The sequence below is a fragment of the Bosea sp. OAE506 genome, from assembly GCF_040546595.1.
Lineage (GTDB): Bacteria > Pseudomonadota > Alphaproteobacteria > Rhizobiales > Beijerinckiaceae > Allobosea.
Genome location: NZ_JBEPOB010000001.1, coordinates 1346070 through 1363673 on the forward strand (window position 1 = coordinate 1346070; position 17604 = coordinate 1363673).

Genomic DNA, 17604 nt, shown 5'->3' on the forward strand with positions numbered 1-17604 from the left:
TCCTTAATTCGTCGGCACGGTCAGGCGCGAGGCATTGGCCCGAATGCCGATGCGCCTAGGCTTCGATGGCAGAAACCCGCGCACTGCTCATCGATCACTTCTGGGCGCCTGACTGGGCGTTGCCATTGCCATATAGGCGCCAGCGAGCATCAGAATGACAGCAGGAATGTCGAGAGGCTTGATCGTTTCGCCAAATACCAGAACCCCAAGAACCACCGCCACGACCGGAGAAACAAAGGCGTAACTCCCAGCGCGTGAGGCGCCGATATCGCGCAAGAGACGCATGTAGAGCGTGTAGCCGATCAGCGACCCGAAGAGGACCAGGAAGAGCCATCCGGTCCAGGCCGCCCAGCCCCAGTCGCCCCGAAGGGCCCGAACCGCTCCCGCCTCGAAGCTGAGCGCGTAGGCGAACAGCGCGCCTCCGCCCACAAAAGTCGTGATTCCTGCGACTAAGAAGGGCGGGTATGTCTTGAGTAGCGGCCGGGCGACCACGGAACCAAGCCCATAGGTGAACGCCGCCGATGCAACCGCAAAAGCGCCTACAGCATATCGATCCGAGCCGGGGCCGGCGGGTGCCGCCTCGGCCAGAGCCTGTGGGCCAAACAACAAGGCAATTCCGGCAACGCCCAGGCCGATGGCAACGAAATGCCGGACCGCGACCCGCTCATCTCCCAGCAGAACCGCAAAAAACAACAGTGCTATCGGCGTCAGGGCCAGCTCCAGCACGGCCGCGGTACCTGAACTAATATAGCGCATCCCCCAGAAAAGCGGTCCGTAGCAGAGGGAGATCATCAGCAGGCTGACCACGAGGAACCGAAGCCTGTCCTCGGTAGCGACGTTAACTCGCTCCCCCCGAAAACTTGCCAAAGCCAGCAGCAACACTCCTGCGGTCACAAAGCGGGTGCCGGCGAAGAAGAGGGGTGGTACCGATTCCACCCCGGCCTTGATACCGATCCAGGTTGCCCCCCAGATCAGACAGAGCAGGGCAAAATCTAGCAATCTCGGATTGACGACCAAGCCCATCGGCGGATCCCGTAACGGCTAAAAATGCTTTATGTCGTTACAACAGCAATGCTCAGTGGAGGTTCCGCGGGATGACTGACAGATCCGTCCATACGATGTCACTGGTGGGTGGCCATCTGGCTCTGGATTTCGTCAACACCGTCGATAGCCGGATTGGCGAACCGGGCCCTGACTATTTAAATTGTTACGAAGACCTCCTCATCTGGGCGGGCCGGAGAAAGCTGATCGATGCAGAGACCCAGCAGCGGCTCCACAGGCAATCCGCTTCGAAGCCTGACACATCAGACGCAGCCCTATCGCGCGCCAAAGCGTTGCGCGAGGCGCTCTATAGCCTCTGCTGCGTCGAGATCGACAACCGGACGGTAGAGGAAAGCGATCTCAAAGTTTTCAACGCCGCGCTGCAAAGCGCGACCGCCAGACGTCGGGTCGCTGCCAAGCGGGGCGTGCTGGAATGGATATGGCAGCCCGACGATACGCTGGATCATATAGCGGATCGCGTAAGCGTCGCGGCGTGCGCTTTGATCATCGAGACCAAAGACAGCCGTCGTCCAATCCGGCAGTGCCCAGGCCACAATTGCGGCTGGCTTTTCCTCGACACATCTCGTGGCGGCCGTCGTCAGTGGTGTTCAGACAAGACTTGCGGGACCCCGGCACGCGTGAGGCGATTTAGAGCGGGGTAGGCTCGTGCGATGTCGCGGATGCGCCGGCCACACAGCGGGAGAGCCCAAGCATTTCAAATCTGCGTTGGCCGGATGGTTAGGCAGTATCGCCTCGCCGCGCGTCCAAATGAACTGCTAGGCGTTAGCCTCCTACGTAACCTTGACGGCTTAGAGCCGCCGATCTCCGGCCTTAAGTGTTTCGCCTGCGCTCAAGCTCATTGTCCGCCGCGGCGGCTTCGGGATCCGGCATTGGGACTTCGAATGCCTGGGTCTCGACCAGTGGGATTTTAAGCCAAGGCCCAGATGCCTCTAGCCCGTGGTTCTCGGCGTCGTTGATGACCGCCGTCACGAGAGCATCAGCTTCCTCAGCAATCATCTCGATGCTGGCGTTTACCTTTGCTGCGTCCTGGTCATCGGGAAACACGGTCTGAATCGAAGATAGATGAACGACCTGAGCGGCAAAGCTGGCGGCAAGTTCAGCGATCGGGTCTGGCTTGCTGTTATGACCGTGTCCAGGCTCTCGCCCCCGATCAACAGGGTCTTCGATCGCCGTGGGCAATCCCGCTCGTGCCAGTCTCGCAATCAGTTGCGCATTCTCATAGGCAAGACGGGAGATTATTCGCTCCGCGTTTGTCACATCAATGTCGAGGTCGAGCACACTTTGGCGCTGGTCCGGTCGCGAATCTGATGGGCTTCGGATTACCTCGGCTCCAGGGCCTGACCGCAACATCCGCTGGGCACACATGACACAACTCCGAACTCGACTGGAGTCGCGAACGGTCGGGCAGGAGAATCGTTCCAGCTAAGCGGCACATCGGCTCACCGAGTACGATGACGCGATCGCCTGGCGCCGAACCGAAAAACGTTTGGTCCCGGGAGCGAAATTGGTCCCAGTGATGTGGCCATCTATCGAGCGGCTGAATGCACTCGCATCCAAACCGGGGAGGGAGGAGATGCCGCGCCCTGGCGGCACCCGCACGATCGGCGGTTCCTGCCATAACGTTTAGCGGCAATGGGGCACGTTGTAGCTGATCCGCCCGTATGTCGACACTCAATCCAAAACGGGTTGGATCAGCACAGAGGCTGCAACTTGCCGGAACCTTAAGGGCAGCCGCGGTGTTCGGCTGATCACAAACCCCGTTTAAAGAGGCATGTCATGGTGAATTTAGACCAGTTGCGCGAAGGACAGAAGGTCGTCGGGGCTGATCGGAACCATGTCGGCACGATAGATAGCATCAGCGGTGAACTGCTCAAGCTTAAGAAGAACGACCCCTCATCAGGTGGTGAGCATCACTATCTCGACGTAGGATTAATCGCGTCCGTCTCAGCGAACGAGGTTGTGTTGAACGTGACCACGGCGGAGGCGATGGAGCGTTGGTCCGCCGCGTGAATCTAAGAGCCGCCTGAGCCGAAAAAAACGCAAGAATGCGACGCTACTGACTTGTTCTGTCGGGAAGACTGCCGATCTCCTGACAATGACCCACGAGCGCATCAGGGTGATCGACCTGGAAACAGCGGGAGGCGGCCCGCACGACGTCTGTGAGATCGGATGGCAGGACGTCACGCGCGATGCAGATGGCCGTTGGCATATCGACGCAGAGCGTGGTTCGCTCTTCGTCGATCCCGGCCGCGCTATCTCGCCCGACACGATGGCGGTCCATCACATTCGCGACGCGGACGTGGCAGGCGCGCCATTCTGGAAGCAGGTCGCGCCGTCGGTGTTGCGGCCAGACGGGGGCGTCATAGCGCTCGCTGCTCATCGCGCCAGCTTCGAGATGCGTTACTGCTCTTCCTTGCTGACGGGAGGCGCCCCCTGGATCTGCACCTGGAAAGGCGCCCTGCGGCTGTGGCCGCATCTTCCGCGGTTCTCAAACCAGATGCTGCGCTATCAGCGCATGCCGAAAGGTCTCGTCCACCACCTCGGCCTTCCGGCCCATCGCGCCATGCCGGACGCGTATGTTACCGCCCATCACCTGCGCGACATGCTCAACGAGGCCCCTCTCGACCAGTTGCTGCTCTGGAGTGGCGAACCCGGGCTCCTGCCGCGCGTCCCGTCAGGCCCGTATCGAGGCAAGGGCTGGGATCAGCTCCCCGAGGCGGCCGTGCGGGCCCTCGCGGCGGATCGCGACGTCGATATCCGTTTCAGCGCCGACGCCGAGTTGAGGCGACGGGGAGATGGCCTGCTTCGGGAGCCGGTGGCGCCGACCCAGCCGAGTCTGCTGTGATTGAGCCAAGCAACTGCGCGGATGAAGTCCGTAACGGTCAGAACGTCGTCGTCCTCTAGCGGCTCATGGGCCAGGACCCGCAGGCAGATTTCGAGTACGGATTTTCCGGCATGACACCGCCTTCGCCCCCCTCGGTTGCGGAATGGCCGCTCCCTTCATCCGCGACCCTAGGATCTTCGGTGAGGATGAAGGGGATCGAGCGCGAGCTGCGCCGTCGTCTTCCCTGGACAATGCGGAAGCACCTCACTGTCGAGGTCGGGCTCGTCATCTTTGCCGATCCCAGCGTGGCGGATTTCGAAGCCATTGCCAGCCGCATCGGCGAGACTCTCGAAAGCATCACGGACTTACCGATGCTTCCGAGCGAGATCGAGGACGTGCTGGGCATCTCCTCGCGCGAACGTCACAAGTGGCTGGAGGATGGTCGCTTGCAAAGCATCGGAACGCGGACGGTAAAGCTTCGCGGACGCAGCCGTGCTGTGACCTTCCACGTCTTTGACCCTCGACAGATCGAGACGATCCAGGACGGCGATCTCCCGACGATCTGGCGGGAGGAGGATGCGATCAGGAGCGCCGAGAACCGTCGACGTGCGGCAGCAAAGACCGCTCTCGCCCGGAAGGCCGCAGCCGGCCCCAGCGCCACCAGGCAGGACACCGCCAAGGAAACGCCGCCAGGCCTTGCGGGCTGGGAAGAATTTGAGGCCGAGGGGCTGCTGCGTTGAGCTCGGTTGCTGCCCCGACGATGCCCGTCTTCAAGATCATGCACATCATCGCGTTCAGCACGATCGTCAGCCGCTGGTAGTTGAAGAATTACCGGTCTGTCTCGCTACGGATAGGATGTCGCGTCCGATGTAGGGGCGGCGATGGAGTGGCGTTGGCGGAACGGCTTGCCCAAGCAATGTTAGCTGCATGGAACGGAATAGGTCTGCTCCCGTTGAGTCAGCGCTTCGTTGAGTCCGTTGTGTTCGATTTGTGTGGAGTACGGCATGGCCAAGCGCCTGCTTAAGGTCGGCGTCGGCGACGACGTGGCACGTAGTCATGTCGTCGCGACCCGCCGAAATCGCAGACAGTCCGAACTGCGGTTCGACCCCATGCCTGAACGTGTCGAACCCTGTCTGGCTCTGTTGGCGGCAAAGGCGCCTACGACTTCGGACTGGGCCATGGAGGTCAAATGGGATGGCTATCGCTTGGCCGTCCATATTGAACGCGGCAAAGTCCGCATCCTCACCCGCGGCGGTCACGACTGGACCACGCGATTCCCGACCATCGCCCATGACGCCTTGGAGATGGGGCTCGATAGCGCAATCCTCGACGGTGAGGCCGTCGTGCTCGACGAGCGAGGCGCCTCGGATTTCGGAGCCCTTCAACGCGCTTTGGGCGGACGCGGCGGTAAGCGCTCGGCCGCCGGGGCGCTGCTCTACGCTTTCGATCTGCTCTACCTTGACGGTCGCGATTTGCGCGGGATGGCCCTAGATGAGCGTCGGGACATGCTAACCCGCGCGATCAGGCCACACGGCTCGATCCGGTTAAGCGAGGAGCTCAATGCAGACGGTGCCGCTTTTCTGAAGTTGGCGTGCGAGCTTGGGCTGGAAGGGATCATCGCGAAACGACGGGATGCGCCATACCGCTCCGGGCGGGGTGGGGACTGGCTCAAAATCAAATGCGTTCAATCCGAAACGTTTCTGATCCTCGGGTATGAGCCGTCGGCTGCAGCGCTCGGCGGCATCGGTCGGTTACTGCTAGCGGCACGCAATGGCGACAGCTTGGCATACGTCGGTAGCGTCGGGACTGGCTTCACGACGATGACGGCGACCGAATTAAAGCGGCAGTTGAAAACGCTGGAGATACCGAAGCCGGCGATCCCGATAAAGGCAAAGGGCACGATCTGGGTGACCCCGACGTTGCCCGCCGAGATCGCCTTCCGCGGCTGGACGAACGACAATAATTTGAGGCACGCGTCGTACAAGGGACTGCGGGAGGAGGCCGACGTCGAGGACCTCTACGAGATCGACGCCTAGCCCTTTTCGAGTGTCGTCCGACGCAGCTCCAGTTCGACGGCTGACGCCGACGGGCCGACCCTCTTCACGACCTCCTCAAGCTGAGATTCCGAAATCCCGAACGTGTCAGTCCAATAGCGGACTTCGTAATCCTCGGACAGGTTGACGCGCGAGCGGTCCTGCGGGCCGCGAATTGTCTTGTCGTCTGCCATGGTGACCTCCTGTCGGCTTTCACAGGGATCTAGGAACCGGCACAAGGTTCCTTATCGCCAGGCGGTGGCGTCATCGTGCGATTTGTCCCATTGCATAATAGTGTCGATCAACGCCTCAAGCTCGCGCTCCTCGGCGCTGTTCTCGACGTGCCCGGCGAGCTCTGCGACGCGTACCGTCGCCCGCTCATAGTCCTCGAGGGTCTCAATCCTGATCGCGGCGAGCGGTGCTTCCGTCGGGATGCCCTCCGGCTCGATATCCGTTTTCATCGTGGCCACCCTGGGAAGCGCCTGCTCTTGCGCATAGCGCTGCGCACGACGACGGCGGTTGAAAGAAGGATTCCGGAGACGAGTGCGGTGATGGCCAGTAAGCCGGTGCTGGTCACATCGACGCTGGCCTTGATGTCGACCGCCCGACCAAAGCGGAGGCTGACCTCGCTTCGCTGTCTATCGGGTCCTTGTAGTTCGCTGGTCTCAAATGCGTCCGTCATGGCAGCGCAACGCGCGGATCAGCATGGGGTTCACCCAATCGCCAACAGCATGGAACGTGTCGGAGCTCGTTCTCTATCCCATTAGACTCGGCTTCGAAGAGCGACGACTCCAAGTTCCACCATTCAGGAACGTCAAGGCTCAGAGGTCAGTGCGGAGGCCCTATCCGTACTCGTCCGCTGTGGCATAAACCGGATTGGCGCCTATGTTACGAAATGGAGGGACCGCCCGCATATCGGCCGCTGATGCAATCAACATCCAGCAAAGGGGAACAGACCCCTGCCGCCATCGTTTGCCTCCTCACCGAGAGGGTGATCATGCGGAACGAAAGCAATCCGGCGTCTGTGAGTAAGCTTAGGGCAGAGCGCGAGCGGCGCGCGAAAGTCGATGAAATGGGACGCCAGATCGCTGAGAGGTCCTGCGGGCTCACCTGGAACATGGGGTTGAGCTTTGGAAAAACTTGAGGCGTATCGCCAGAAGCGCGATTTCCAGAAGACCAAAGAGCCGGATGGCGCGGCCGCCGTCGCCGCGTCAAACCGGCTACGCTTCGTGATCCAGAAACATGACGCGACTCGGTTACATTACGATCTTCGCCTCGAACTCGATGGCGTTTTCCGCTCATGGGCAGTGACGAAGGGCCCTTCACTCGACCCTTCTGACAAGCGCTTGGCCGTCGAGGTCGAGGATCACCCGCTGCCATATGGCGATTTCGAGGGCACGATTCCCAAGGGCCAGTATGGCGGCGGCACGGTTCAACTTTGGGACCGTGGCCACTGGCAGGCTGAAGGGAAGATCAGCGCCGAGAAGCAACTCGAAAAGGGCGAGCTTAAGTTTCAGCTCGACGGCGAACGCCTGCAGGGCAGTTTCGTCCTCGTCCGCATGCGGCACGACCGCGACGGCGGCAAGCGCACCAACTGGCTCTTGATCAAGCATCGCGACGAGCATGCGGTCGAAAGCCATGGCGACGCGGTCCTGGCCAATGACAAGTCGGTCGCATCGGGCCGCAGCATGGCGACGATCGCTGCGGGTAAGGGCCGGTCGCCGAAGCCATTCATGCTGGAAGAGGAGGTACTTTCCCCCGACGCGGAGTGGGACAGCCGCAAAGGGCTCGCCGCGAGTGAAAGGCGCCACCAGGCCAAGCCTGCATCCAGGCCTGAACCCTCGTCGGCCAAGGTATCCAGGTCGAAAAAGTCCTCCGCTGTCCCCGCTCTTCCGTCCTTCATCGAGCCTCAGCTTTGTCGCAGCGTCGAAAGGCCCGCCAGTGGAGGGGATTGGGTCCACGAGATCAAATTCGATGGCTACCGGATCCAGATGAGGATCGAGAGCGGCGTCGTCACCCTCAAGACCCGGAAGGGTCTCGATTGGACCGCCAGGTTCAGTGAGATCGCGAAGGCGGCGGTAGGTCTGCCTCCCGCGATCATCGATGGTGAGATTGTCGCTCTCGACGACCATGGCTCGCCGGATTTCGCAGCACTCCAGGCGGCTCTGTCCGAGGACAAGACGAACAATCTGGTCTTCTTCGGCTTCGATATGCTCTTCGACGGGAGTGCCGACCTGCGAGAGGAGCCGCTTCTCGCGAGGAAGGAACGGCTGAAGGGTTATCTGGAAGAACAAGCCGATGGCGTGACGCTACGCTACGTCGAGCACTTCGATACGGGCGGCGACGCCGTGCTGAAGTCGGCGTGCCGGCTGTCGTTGGAAGGCATCGTCTCCAAAGCAACTGATGCGCCCTATGTGTCCGGGCGCAGCGACACCTGGACGAAGGCCAAATGCCGCGCTGGCCATGAGGTCGTGATCGGAGGCTGGGCGACAACGGCTGGCAAGTTCAAGTCGCTCCTGGTCGGAGTGAACCGCGGCTCGCACTTCGTCTATGTCGGTCGGGTCGGCACCGGTTATAGCGCGGCCAAGATCGATGCTTTGATGCCCAAGCTCAAGGCCGTCGCCGCCAAGACGTCGCCATTCACGGGCATTGGGGCGCCAAAGCGAGAAGCCGGCGTGACTTGGCTGAAGCCCGAGCTCGTCGCCGAAATCGCCTTTGCCGGATGGACAGGTGATGGAATGGTCCGTCAGGCGGCCTTCAAGGGTTTGCGCGAGGACAAGCCGGCCGAGGAGGTCGAGGCGGAACTGCCGTCCGATCCTGAGATGGTCGGGGCGCCCGAGCCAACGCCGATGCGATCGCGCGGCCGCGGCGGCCGTGCGGTCGTCATGGGCGTCAGCATCAGTCACCCCGACAAGGCGCTGTGGCCACACGCTGAGGACGACCGCCCCGTCTCGAAGCAGGATCTTGCTGAGTACTTTGAAGCCGTAGGCGAATGGATGCTTCCCCACATCAAGGGCCGGCCGTGTTCCCTCGTGCGAACGCCAGACGGGATCGAGGGGGAGACGTTTTTCCAGCGCCATGCTGGCATGGGGACCTCAAACCTGTTCGAACTCGTTCGCGTTTCGGGCGACAGGAAGCCTTATCTGCAGATCGACCGGATCGAGGGACTTGCCGCCGCGGCCCAGGTCGGGGGTATCGAGCTCCACCCTTGGAACTGCGCCCCTGGCTCTCCCGAGATACCCGGGCGCCTTGTCTTCGATCTCGATCCGGGCCCTGGCGTAACCTTCGGCGATGTGATCGACGCGGCCAAGGAGATGAAAGAGCGGCTCGAGGCCCTTGGTCTGGTCAGCTTTTGCAAGACCACCGGCGGCAAGGGTCTCCACGTCGTGGTTCCTCTAACATATGGCAAGCGGGCATCCTGCGACTGGCCGGCGGCCAAGGACTTCGCGCGTGGGGTGTGTGCGGAGCTCGCGAGCGATCAGCCCTCGCGTTACGTCGTCAACATGGCCAAGCGTCTCCGCAACGGCCGCATCTTTCTCGATTATCTTCGCAATGACCGGATGGCGACCGCCGTGGCGCCGCTCTCACCCCGGGCCCGGCCCGGCGCCCATGCCTCGATGCCACTGACGTGGTCGCAGGTGAAGGCAGATCTCGATCCCAGCCGCTTCACAGTGAGGACGGTGCCTGGGCTTCTAAAGAAGACGAAGGCTTGGGACGGCTATGACGATGCGGCGGGATCGATCACCGATGCCATCAAGAAGCTCGGAAAGCGCACCTCATCTGCCTAACCCTCAGTTGGCGGGACAACGCGGGAACGAAGAGACGAGACCCTGCGTTCACCGGGGCAGTTGGAGATATGACCATGGCGCCGCGGACGTTCTGGAAGGGCTATCTGAAACTGTCGCTGGTGACGTGTCCGGTCGCAATGATGCCGGCCCGCTCCGAGAGCGAGAAAGTCCGGTTCCATACGCTCAATCGGAAAACCGGTAACCGCATCCAGAGCCGATATGTCGATGCCGTCACCGGCAAGCCCGTGGCGGACGACGACGAGGTCAAGGGATATCCCAAGGGCGATGACGACTATGTTGTCCTGGAGGATGACGAACTCGATTCCGTCGCCTTGGAGAGCACCCGCACGATCGACATTCAGACCTTTGCTCCACGATCCTCGGTCGGCTGGATCTGGTATGACGCGCCCCATTACCTTGTGCCCGACTCCAAGGTTGGCGAAGAGGCCTTCTCTGTCATCCGGGAAGCGATGAAGCGGACGAAGACGGTGGGGATTTCCCGCGTGGTGCTATATCGCCGCGAACGCGCCGTGTTGCTGGATGCGCGCGACAATGGCATCGTCCTTTGGACACTGCGGTATGGTGACGAAGTTCGGCCCGAGAAGGACTATTTCGCCTCGATCAAGGATGCCGAGCCTGAAGCGGAACTGCGGCCGTTGATGGACAAGCTCATCACGACCCGCACGAAAGACTGGTCGCCTGATCTGGCCAAAGACCCCGTCCAAGACGAACTGCTCGCGATCATTAAGGCCAAACAGAAGGGCCGTAAGCCCACGAAGGCAGCGAAGCCGCAGGCTAGTGAAGGCAATGTCGTGAATATCATGGACGCGCTGAGGCGAAGCCTCGAGCCTCGCAAGAAGTGATCAGCCGGCCTTTTTTCGGGGTGCTTCCTTGGCGGCAGGCGCCTTCGTCGCTTTTTGGGCAGGCTTGCTCTTGGCGCTTTCGCGCAGCGCATCGAGCAGGCTGACAACCTTGGTCGGCTCGGGCCGCTTCTGCGGCTTGATCTTGCGCCCTTCGATCTTCGCCTGGACCAGTTCGGCCAGAGCGCTTTCATAGCGGTCGTCGAATTCTCTGGGATCGAACTCGCCAGCTTTCGTCCTAATGATGTGCTCGGCCAGTTCGAGCATCTCGTCGTCGATCTTGATCTTGGGCACGTCGCTGAACGCGTTCTGGGCCGAGCGCACCTCATAATCGAAGTTGAGGGTCGTCGCGATCAGTCCCTCGCCATGCGGCCGGATCAGGATCGAGCGCATGCGGCGGAATATCACCGTCCGGGCAAGTGCTGCCGACTTCTGACCCTTCATGCCCTCGCGGATCAACGCGAACGCCTCGGAGGCAACGGGCGAGCTGGGTGCGACGTAGTAGGGCTTGTCGAAAAAGATGTCGTCGATCTCGTCGCAAGGCAGGAACGTCTCTACGGTCAGTGTCTTGTCGCTCTCAGGCACCGCAGCAGCGATTTCATCGGCTTCGAGGATGATGTAGTCGCCCTCGCCCTTGTCGTAGCCCTTGACCTGGTCCTCGGTCTCCACGGGCTTGCCTGAGACCTCGTCGATGAACTGGCGGTGCACCCGATTGCCGGTTTTGCGGTTGATGGTGTGGAATGAGATGCGCTCCGAGGTCGAGGCGGCCGTGTAAAGCGACACCGGGCACGTAACTTCTGCGATCTTGAGAACACCCTTCCAGACAGCGCGTGGAGCCATAGCCGTTCCCCAACCGCGTCTTAACCAACGCCCGCGAGGAACTAGCCGGCGATGTCGATGGTTCCACCGACAGGCGCTCAAGAAAGAAACAGGTTCAATGCCGAAGGACGATGCCATCATCGCGAAAGCCCTGAATGCAGGCCTGCGCCGGCTTCTCGTAACGGCCTTCGCAAACGAGAAAGATCTGAGGTCGGCGATCCCGCGAACCGGCGATTTGCAGGGGGCGTTCAGGCGCGAGATCGATCGCCTCGTTATCCGCGGTGTCACCGAGGGCGGCGACGACGTCGAGCTGACGATCGCTGTCCGGCAGGCACTGAACCTCTTTGTCGACGCTGCTCACAAAGAGGCGGCAACACGCCGGGATGCGCCAGTTCAAACGCAGTAGAACCGGCAATTGAGACATCCGACGTCAGACCATACGGCGATCGGGCGTCGGTTCGAACGTGGATTGACGTCTCATATGCTTCAATGCCGGCCGCACGCACGGTTGCCAGCGACTCGCATTGGCCGCCACGAAGCATCTTAGCTTGGATGGATCCCTATGCTCGTTAGGAGCCCTTTCTTGTCGACAAGCGTTGGCGCCGCAATGGCACGGCAGGTGCTGACAGCTCGATCCAAACAGGCGCGTGGTCGCTCGCCTTCTCCCAGCCGCGCACGTCACGATCGACGCCAGCGGTAACGAGCCGCTTTGTGATCTGCGAACTCAAAAGGAAGTGATCGAGGCGCAGTCCCGCATCCCGGCCCCACGCGTTTCGGAGATAGTCCCAGAACGTGTAAATGCGCTCGTCTGGGTACAGTGCACGCATGGCGTCAGTCCAGCCTTGGCCGGCCAGAGCATGAAAGGCATCGCGAACCTCGGGGAGAAACAACGCATCTTTTCGCCAGCGCGCCGGATTGTACACGTCCAAATCGGTTGGGATGACGTTGAAGTCGCCGACCAGTATAACCGGAACATCCAAATCGAGAAGCTCCGAAGCATAACCGGTCAACCGCTCCAACCACCGAATTTTGTAGGTCAGCTTGGGGCCGGGCGCGGGATTGCCATTCGGCAAGTACAGGCAACCGACGAGCATGCCGTCGATGGCCGCTTCGAGATAGCGGCTTTGATCGTCACCAAGATCGCCGGGAAGGCCGCGCCGGGTCTCGATCGGTTCCCGGCCTCTGCAGAGTATCGCGACGCCGTTCCAAGCCTTCTGGCCGTGCCATATCGCGCCATAGCCCGCGTTTTCAATTTCCTTTTTTGGAAAGCGCGCGTCTGGCGCTTTCAGTTCTTGCAGGCACACGATGTCGGGCTGAGCCTCCTCCAGCCAGCGCAACAGCACGGGAAGGCGCCCGTTAATCCCATTGACGTTGAAAGTAGCGACCTTCATCGATCGGTTTCACCCGTAATCCGATCAGCCCAAGTGGAAACGGCCTCGGCCGTGGTTCTGAGATGATCGGCCGCAGTCAGGCCCGAGACGCTTATTCGAGGCTTCAAGTCATGATCGCCGTCCTCAAGCCATAGGAATTCGATCGCCGAGGACAGATGGTACTTAGCGACGTCCGCCTGGCTGCCTAATGCGTCGCGCGTTCCCTGCACGATCAACGTAGGTGTCTTCAAATCAGCGAGGTGCGTGGTGCGGAGCCGGTCCGGCTTACCCGGCGGATGGAACGGATAGCCAAGGCAAAGAAGGCCCTTAATGCGGCCTGCGGCGAAAAGCTCGTCGGCGATCATGCTGGCGACGCGGCCACCCATCGATTTTCCGCCAATAATGAGCGGCATTTCTGCGCCGGCTGCGTCCACCGCAGCGATGTATTCTGGGTTCAGCTGTTCCGCTCGCGGCGGTGGCTTGCGACCGGCACCTGATCGCCTACCTGCCATGTAGCCGAACTCGAACCGCGCTACCCTCAATCCCACACTGCCCAGTGCTTTGGCGGTCGAACTCAGCGCGGCCGAGTCCATTGGCGCCCCCGCGCCATGAGCCAATATGATTGTGGTGCTCGCGGTCTCGGGTCCGTCAAATAAGATGGCCATCGCGCTTCCCATACCAGGCTTGACCGTTTTGTAAGCCCGGAGACCAAGCTGCCTCAACATGCGGCGTTGAGGGCGATCGATGACGATTTAATTCGGCCCATTTGTCATCGGTACGCGTTTAGATCTCATCGCACCCGTTGGAAAACGGTCGTCCCCACAGCCTGGTTCCCGGCGCGCTGGGCCTCGAGGCGCGGTGCTTCAACCACTTCGCATAATCATGCGTCAGCTGCTGCTCCGGCGATTGTCCCGACGCTATACGCTCGGGTACCCAATCACGCTGACCGCGTGGGTGAGCGTCCTCGAGGCCCTTCCATTGACACCCGAAAGGCGACAATCGCGGAACCGCTCTCCGCGATCCGAGTTCAGCCTTCGGCAGTGGGAATAGCGGCCCGGCGCGCTGATGCTCCGGCGCTACAGCTACCGTCGTCATCTCAAAACGCGCACTTGTCCGAGTTCATGTCGCAGCTTCGCTAATCGGAGTTACCGATATGACGGACGTTTGCGCGGCTATCAGGCTAGGGATGGAGATTACGCGCCGTGGCAGACACACGTTCTTCGGGCGCCAAGCCTGAATTCCTGCCGCACCGTCTCCCCCCTGTTGAAGCGCCCAGCGGGCTCGGCAGCGTGGCCACGGGCGCGCTCATCATCGGCGCGCTCTATATAGGGCGCGAGGTATTTGTCCCCGTAGCACTCGCGATCCTGTTCAGCTTCGTGCTCGCGCCGCTGGTTAAGCTGCTCCAGAAGGTGCGGCTTCCACGATCGATCGCCGTCGTCAGTGTCGTGATTTGCGCGTTTGCGGTGGTCGCCGGACTGGCCATGGCCATGGTCGGTCAAGCGACGCAACTGGCATCTGACCTGCCAATCTACCAAAACACAATGCGGGAGAAAATTGCGTCGCTAAAAGGGGCAGGACCGGGAACGGGAGTACTCTCGCGGGCCGTCGACGTCCTCCAAGAACTTGGCAAGGAACTCGATCGGCCAGACCGCGCCGCCGCGGGGCAGCAGCTCTCGCCACCAGCCGACAACCGGCCGATCCCTGTTGAGGTGCATCAGCCGTCACCGGGTGCGCTGCAGACGCTGCAGGCGTTTTTGACGCCGCTCATCCACCCCCTGACGACGACCGGCATTGTGCTGATCTTTATGGTCTTCATCCTGCTCAAACGTGAGGATCTGCGAAACCGATTCATCCGGTTGACGGGAACCGATGATCTGCAGAATACGACCGCCGCATTCGACGATGCCGCCAAGCGGCTGAGCCGGCTGTTTTTAACGCAGTTGCTGTTGAATTCCGGATTCGGCCTGCTGATCGGCACCGGTCTGTGGATAATCGGCGTGCCGAGCGCGCTGCTCTGGGGCATCCTCTCGGCCATCCTGCGTTTTGTGCCGTATCTGGGGGCCATTCTATCGGCGATCTTTCCGATGGTGATCGCTGCTGCGGTCGATCCCGGCTGGACCATGCTAGCTTGGACTGCCGCGCTCTTTCTGGTCGCGGAACCGCTCGCGGGACATGTGGTCGAGCCGCTGGTCTACGGTCGGACCACCGGCCTCTCGCCGGTGGCTATCGTCGTGGCGGCGACGTTTTGGACTTGGCTATGGGGCCCGATAGGCCTGGTACTGGCCACGCCATTGACCGTGTGCCTCGTGGTGCTCGGTCGGCATGTAGACCGTCTTCAGTTCCTGGATGTTCTATTGGGCGACCGGCCGCCGCTCTCCGCCCCTGAGATATTCTACCAACGCGTGCTGGCGGGAGATCCGTCCGAGGCTGCAGACAAGGCTGAGGAGGTCCTAAAGGAGCGCTCCCTGTCAGCCTATTACGACGAGGTAGCTATCGAAGGTCTTCGCCTTGCGGCCGGCGATATGGCGCGTGGCGTTCTTGATGCGCAGCGGCAGAGGCAAATACTTGAGACGGTTCGCGAAGTCCTCGACGATCTGTCCGACCACGAGGACCGTAAACCCAGTTCGGGAGAGGTGACGCTTGATGCCGAGGCCGGCGCTGCAGTTGACGAAACTGACGAGACCGAGGGCTCATCGGACCTCCCCGTTCTTACCGACGAGCAACTGAAGGCCGCATTTCGTGAACCCGAGCGAGTTGTCCTGGTCGCAGCTCAGTCGAGCCTGGACGAGGCGGCAGCTCTTATGCTGTCGCAGGTTCTCGGCAAGCATGGGCTAGCCAACCGCGTGCTACCGCAAGACACCCTGTCGAGTACCAAGCTCTCGGCGCTGACTCTATCGGAGCCCACGTTGATCTGCTTGTGCTACCTCGCGACGCAAAGCGAATCCCATATGCGTTATGCCATCAAACGCCTTCGCCGCCGCATGCCGCGCGTTTCAATTGTTCTGGCCTACTTTGCCACCGAACATGCGATCATCGACACACAACTGGCCGACCGGACTGAAACGTCGCTGCGGGGCGCCAGCCGGGCCTGCCTTGAACTGGCAGCAATCGCGCCGTTGGCCGAGGCTCCTGTCGCGAACACGTGAACGCAAAAGTGAAGAGCTCAAGGTGAGTAGCGATTTACGGGTTGGCTGTAGCAAGAATTCTCGATCGTGAGCGGGATCTAGGCTCACATTCTTGGGACAAAGGCGTTGTGCCGCCTCCCCGAAAATCTGGCCCGGATATGACGCAGTTACCCAATCCCAGATTTGGCGAGAGAATCAACGCCCGCGGCGACCGGTCAGGGCCGCGATAAGGCCCCATATCCCCATCAACTTGCTGGCGCCGCCCATGCGGGTTGCGACGAGGGCAAGGAGGGCTGAAACAAAGCGCGGATGCCGCCCACTGGCAGAGATTTTCGTCAGATAAGCGCCCAGCGCTTGGCCCAGTATCAACTTCCACATCGTCAACTCTCTCACAACAGGTGATTAGTGCTCGCGCAGCGCTTGCAAGGTTCGCGGCGCCATCAGCTAGCTTCATCGTCGACCTGCGACAGCGCACTCAGATCCACGTCTCCGGACCGGCTGTGAAACTGCAGCCGCCCTTGGGCCATCTGCTGCTGGGAGACGCCGGAAATCTCGTAATCGCCTGTGTCGTAGATTGTGCGCTCGTCGCCCCGTTCGACGACGAGCCGGCGCACATCGGGAAAGTAGGCATAGCGCATCCCGTTCTGAGAACCCGACGACGAGGGCGCGCCAAATGTTTTAGTCCATGCGGACTCGTTATGGCTTTCAGAGGACGCTGCGGCGATAGGCTCAGCGTGCTTCGGCATGGCTGTGGCGGGGTCAGATAGGGACGCCAGTTCAGCCATCATGGCGTCGAACCTGGCCTTCAGGCCGCTGTCGAACATCGCTCCGACCATGCTCATACCGCCGCGTGACCACTGCGCCATGCCGCCGAAATCGGCGTGCGAGAACTGCGCCATGCGTCCACCACCCTGACGCAAGGCGGCGCGCGCCGTCTCGACTGCATCACGGCTGAATCCATGTTCGCTGGCGATCTCGGCGAGCCTTTTTTCGTCGGCGGTCATGCGATCAAGTCCTGATTTGCTGATGGTCTAAGCGCGGCGCCGACGTGTTCGGTACAAACGCCGCTAGGTCAGCCGCTGGCAAACACGCAACGATTCGGCCGCCAATTGGGTTTTCTGCACGAGTCGGCGGGCTGATCGTACTGATCGATCAAGAACCTAGGTCGTGCCGGCGGCCATTAAGGCCGGCTCTTGCCAAGTTCATCAAATGACGGCCGTTTCGCCGGCCTGGGCCTGGCGATTGAGTTTCGAAACTTCGGACGCAAGCGCCTCGCGGTGCCGCTGCAGAGTTGTGCGGTCGGCCGGGTTAGTCGTCTCGTCGATCGCCTCGTCATACGCCTCTAAGGTGTTCTCTTCGCCGCTTGCGAATGCAGACAGTGACGCGTCGTCCAAACCGAGGATCGCCGATCTTGCCGTCACCACCGCCTTGTGAACGCTGCCCATGAGCGAACCTTCGTCATCGGCCTTATCACCATGAGTGGAGAGCATCCGATGAATATCGGCATGAGCCGCCTGATGCAGGGCATCGACAGCACGCAGTCGCTCAAGCACATCGGGGTCCTCAGCCTTCTCGATGGCTTTGCTATAGCCCTCACGCGCATCGATTATGGCGGTGTGTAGAGCAGCCAGATGGTTGTGATACATCGCGCACTCCTGTCGCTGGGACCGGTCGATTGTTCTCGACACAATCCCCGACGCCCTGCGCGGTTCCGCCCACCCAG

The 17604-nt window shown here is 61.2% G+C and carries 18 protein-coding genes; 9 read left to right on the top strand and 9 right to left on the bottom strand.

What is annotated here, in order from left to right; genetic code table 11:
• Positions 1 to 87 precede the first annotated feature (87 nt).
• The gene (locus ABIE41_RS06560; RefSeq protein WP_192645034.1) at positions 88 to 1023 is read right to left on the bottom strand and encodes a DMT family transporter; all 936 of its coding nucleotides are present in this window, start codon (positions 1021 to 1023) and stop codon (positions 88 to 90) included.
• Between the two features lie 71 nt (positions 1024 to 1094).
• Here ABIE41_RS06560 and ABIE41_RS06565 point away from each other — a divergent pair, with 71 nt between their 5' ends.
• The gene (locus tag ABIE41_RS06565) at positions 1095 to 1703 is read left to right on the top strand and encodes a CGNR zinc finger domain-containing protein (protein ID WP_192645035.1); all 609 of its coding nucleotides are present in this window, start codon (positions 1095 to 1097) and stop codon (positions 1701 to 1703) included.
• Positions 1704 to 1872: 169 nt separating this feature from the next.
• On the opposite strand, the gene ABIE41_RS06570 is transcribed toward ABIE41_RS06565, so the two are convergent.
• Complete coding sequence (locus tag ABIE41_RS06570) at positions 1873 to 2340, bottom strand: hypothetical protein (RefSeq protein ID WP_192645036.1); 468 nt, start codon at positions 2338 to 2340, stop codon at positions 1873 to 1875.
• A gap of 498 nt (positions 2341 to 2838) precedes the next feature.
• On the opposite strand from ABIE41_RS06570, the gene ABIE41_RS06575 reads away from it, so the two are divergent.
• The 4 genes from ABIE41_RS06575 (at position 2839) to ligD (ABIE41_RS06590) (ending at position 5922) form a co-directional block, all read left to right on the top strand.
• Complete coding sequence (locus ABIE41_RS06575; protein ID WP_192645037.1) at positions 2839 to 3072, top strand: DUF2171 domain-containing protein; 234 nt, start codon at positions 2839 to 2841, stop codon at positions 3070 to 3072.
• 85 nt (positions 3073 to 3157) lie between these two features.
• Positions 3158 to 3907, top strand: a complete 750-nt coding sequence (locus tag ABIE41_RS06580; protein ID WP_192645038.1) for an exonuclease domain-containing protein — start codon at positions 3158 to 3160, stop codon at positions 3905 to 3907.
• Positions 3908 to 4017: 110 nt separating this feature from the next.
• Positions 4018 to 4626 carry a hypothetical protein gene (locus tag ABIE41_RS06585; protein WP_192645039.1) on the top strand — a complete coding sequence of 203 codons (609 nt, stop codon included), beginning with the start codon at positions 4018 to 4020 and terminating at the stop codon, positions 4624 to 4626.
• A 264-nt stretch (positions 4627 to 4890) separates the two neighbouring features.
• Positions 4891 to 5922 (top strand): non-homologous end-joining DNA ligase, encoded by a 1032-nt coding sequence (ligD, locus tag ABIE41_RS06590; protein WP_192645040.1) that lies wholly within the window; start codon positions 4891 to 4893, stop codon positions 5920 to 5922.
• Here ligD (ABIE41_RS06590) and ABIE41_RS06595 read toward each other — a convergent pair.
• Both ABIE41_RS06595 and ABIE41_RS06600 read right to left on the bottom strand, forming a co-directional pair.
• Entirely contained in the window at positions 5919 to 6113 is a 195-nt protein-coding gene (locus ABIE41_RS06595; RefSeq protein ID WP_192645041.1) for a DUF3606 domain-containing protein, read from the bottom strand. The genes ligD (ABIE41_RS06590) and ABIE41_RS06595 overlap by 4 nt on opposite strands.
• Positions 6114 to 6164: 51 nt before the next feature.
• Positions 6165 to 6380 (bottom strand): hypothetical protein, encoded by a 216-nt coding sequence (locus ABIE41_RS06600; protein WP_192645042.1) that lies wholly within the window; start codon positions 6378 to 6380, stop codon positions 6165 to 6167.
• A 669-nt stretch (positions 6381 to 7049) separates the two neighbouring features.
• Here ABIE41_RS06600 and ligD (ABIE41_RS06605) point away from each other — a divergent pair.
• Both ligD (ABIE41_RS06605) and ku (ABIE41_RS06610) read left to right on the top strand, forming a co-directional pair.
• Positions 7050 to 9707 (top strand): DNA ligase D, encoded by a 2658-nt coding sequence (ligD, locus tag ABIE41_RS06605; protein WP_192645043.1) that lies wholly within the window; start codon positions 7050 to 7052, stop codon positions 9705 to 9707.
• Between the two features lie 74 nt (positions 9708 to 9781).
• Positions 9782 to 10570 carry a non-homologous end joining protein Ku gene (gene ku, locus ABIE41_RS06610; protein WP_192645044.1) on the top strand — a complete coding sequence of 263 codons (789 nt, stop codon included), beginning with the start codon at positions 9782 to 9784 and terminating at the stop codon, positions 10568 to 10570.
• On the opposite strand, the gene ku (ABIE41_RS06615) is transcribed toward ku (ABIE41_RS06610), so the two are convergent.
• A complete protein-coding gene (gene ku, locus ABIE41_RS06615; protein ID WP_192645045.1) occupies positions 10571 to 11407 on the bottom strand; it encodes a non-homologous end joining protein Ku in 837 nt (278 codons plus the stop codon).
• Between the two features lie 97 nt (positions 11408 to 11504).
• On the opposite strand from ku (ABIE41_RS06615), the gene ABIE41_RS06620 reads away from it, so the two are divergent.
• Entirely contained in the window at positions 11505 to 11792 is a 288-nt protein-coding gene (locus tag ABIE41_RS06620; RefSeq protein WP_192645046.1) for a hypothetical protein, read from the top strand.
• Between the two features lie 163 nt (positions 11793 to 11955).
• On the opposite strand, the gene xth is transcribed toward ABIE41_RS06620, so the two are convergent.
• Positions 11956 to 12777: an exodeoxyribonuclease III gene (gene xth, locus ABIE41_RS06625; protein WP_192645047.1), complete on the bottom strand. Its 822-nt coding sequence runs from the start codon at positions 12775 to 12777 to the stop codon at positions 11956 to 11958.
• Entirely contained in the window at positions 12774 to 13421 is a 648-nt protein-coding gene (locus tag ABIE41_RS06630) for an alpha/beta hydrolase family protein (RefSeq protein WP_192645048.1), read from the bottom strand. Before ABIE41_RS06630 ends, xth begins: the two co-directional genes overlap by 4 nt.
• Positions 13422 to 13958: 537 nt before the next feature.
• On the opposite strand from ABIE41_RS06630, the gene ABIE41_RS06635 reads away from it, so the two are divergent.
• The gene (locus ABIE41_RS06635; protein WP_192645049.1) at positions 13959 to 15902 is read left to right on the top strand and encodes an AI-2E family transporter; all 1944 of its coding nucleotides are present in this window, start codon (positions 13959 to 13961) and stop codon (positions 15900 to 15902) included.
• A 419-nt stretch (positions 15903 to 16321) separates the two neighbouring features.
• Here the strand turns inward: ABIE41_RS06635 and ABIE41_RS06640 are convergent, their stop codons facing one another.
• Both ABIE41_RS06640 and ABIE41_RS06645 read right to left on the bottom strand, forming a co-directional pair.
• Positions 16322 to 16885 (bottom strand): hypothetical protein, encoded by a 564-nt coding sequence (locus ABIE41_RS06640; protein ID WP_192645050.1) that lies wholly within the window; start codon positions 16883 to 16885, stop codon positions 16322 to 16324.
• Positions 16886 to 17086: 201 nt separating this feature from the next.
• The gene (locus ABIE41_RS06645; RefSeq protein ID WP_192645051.1) at positions 17087 to 17527 is read right to left on the bottom strand and encodes a PA2169 family four-helix-bundle protein; all 441 of its coding nucleotides are present in this window, start codon (positions 17525 to 17527) and stop codon (positions 17087 to 17089) included.
• Positions 17528 to 17604 lie beyond the last annotated feature (77 nt).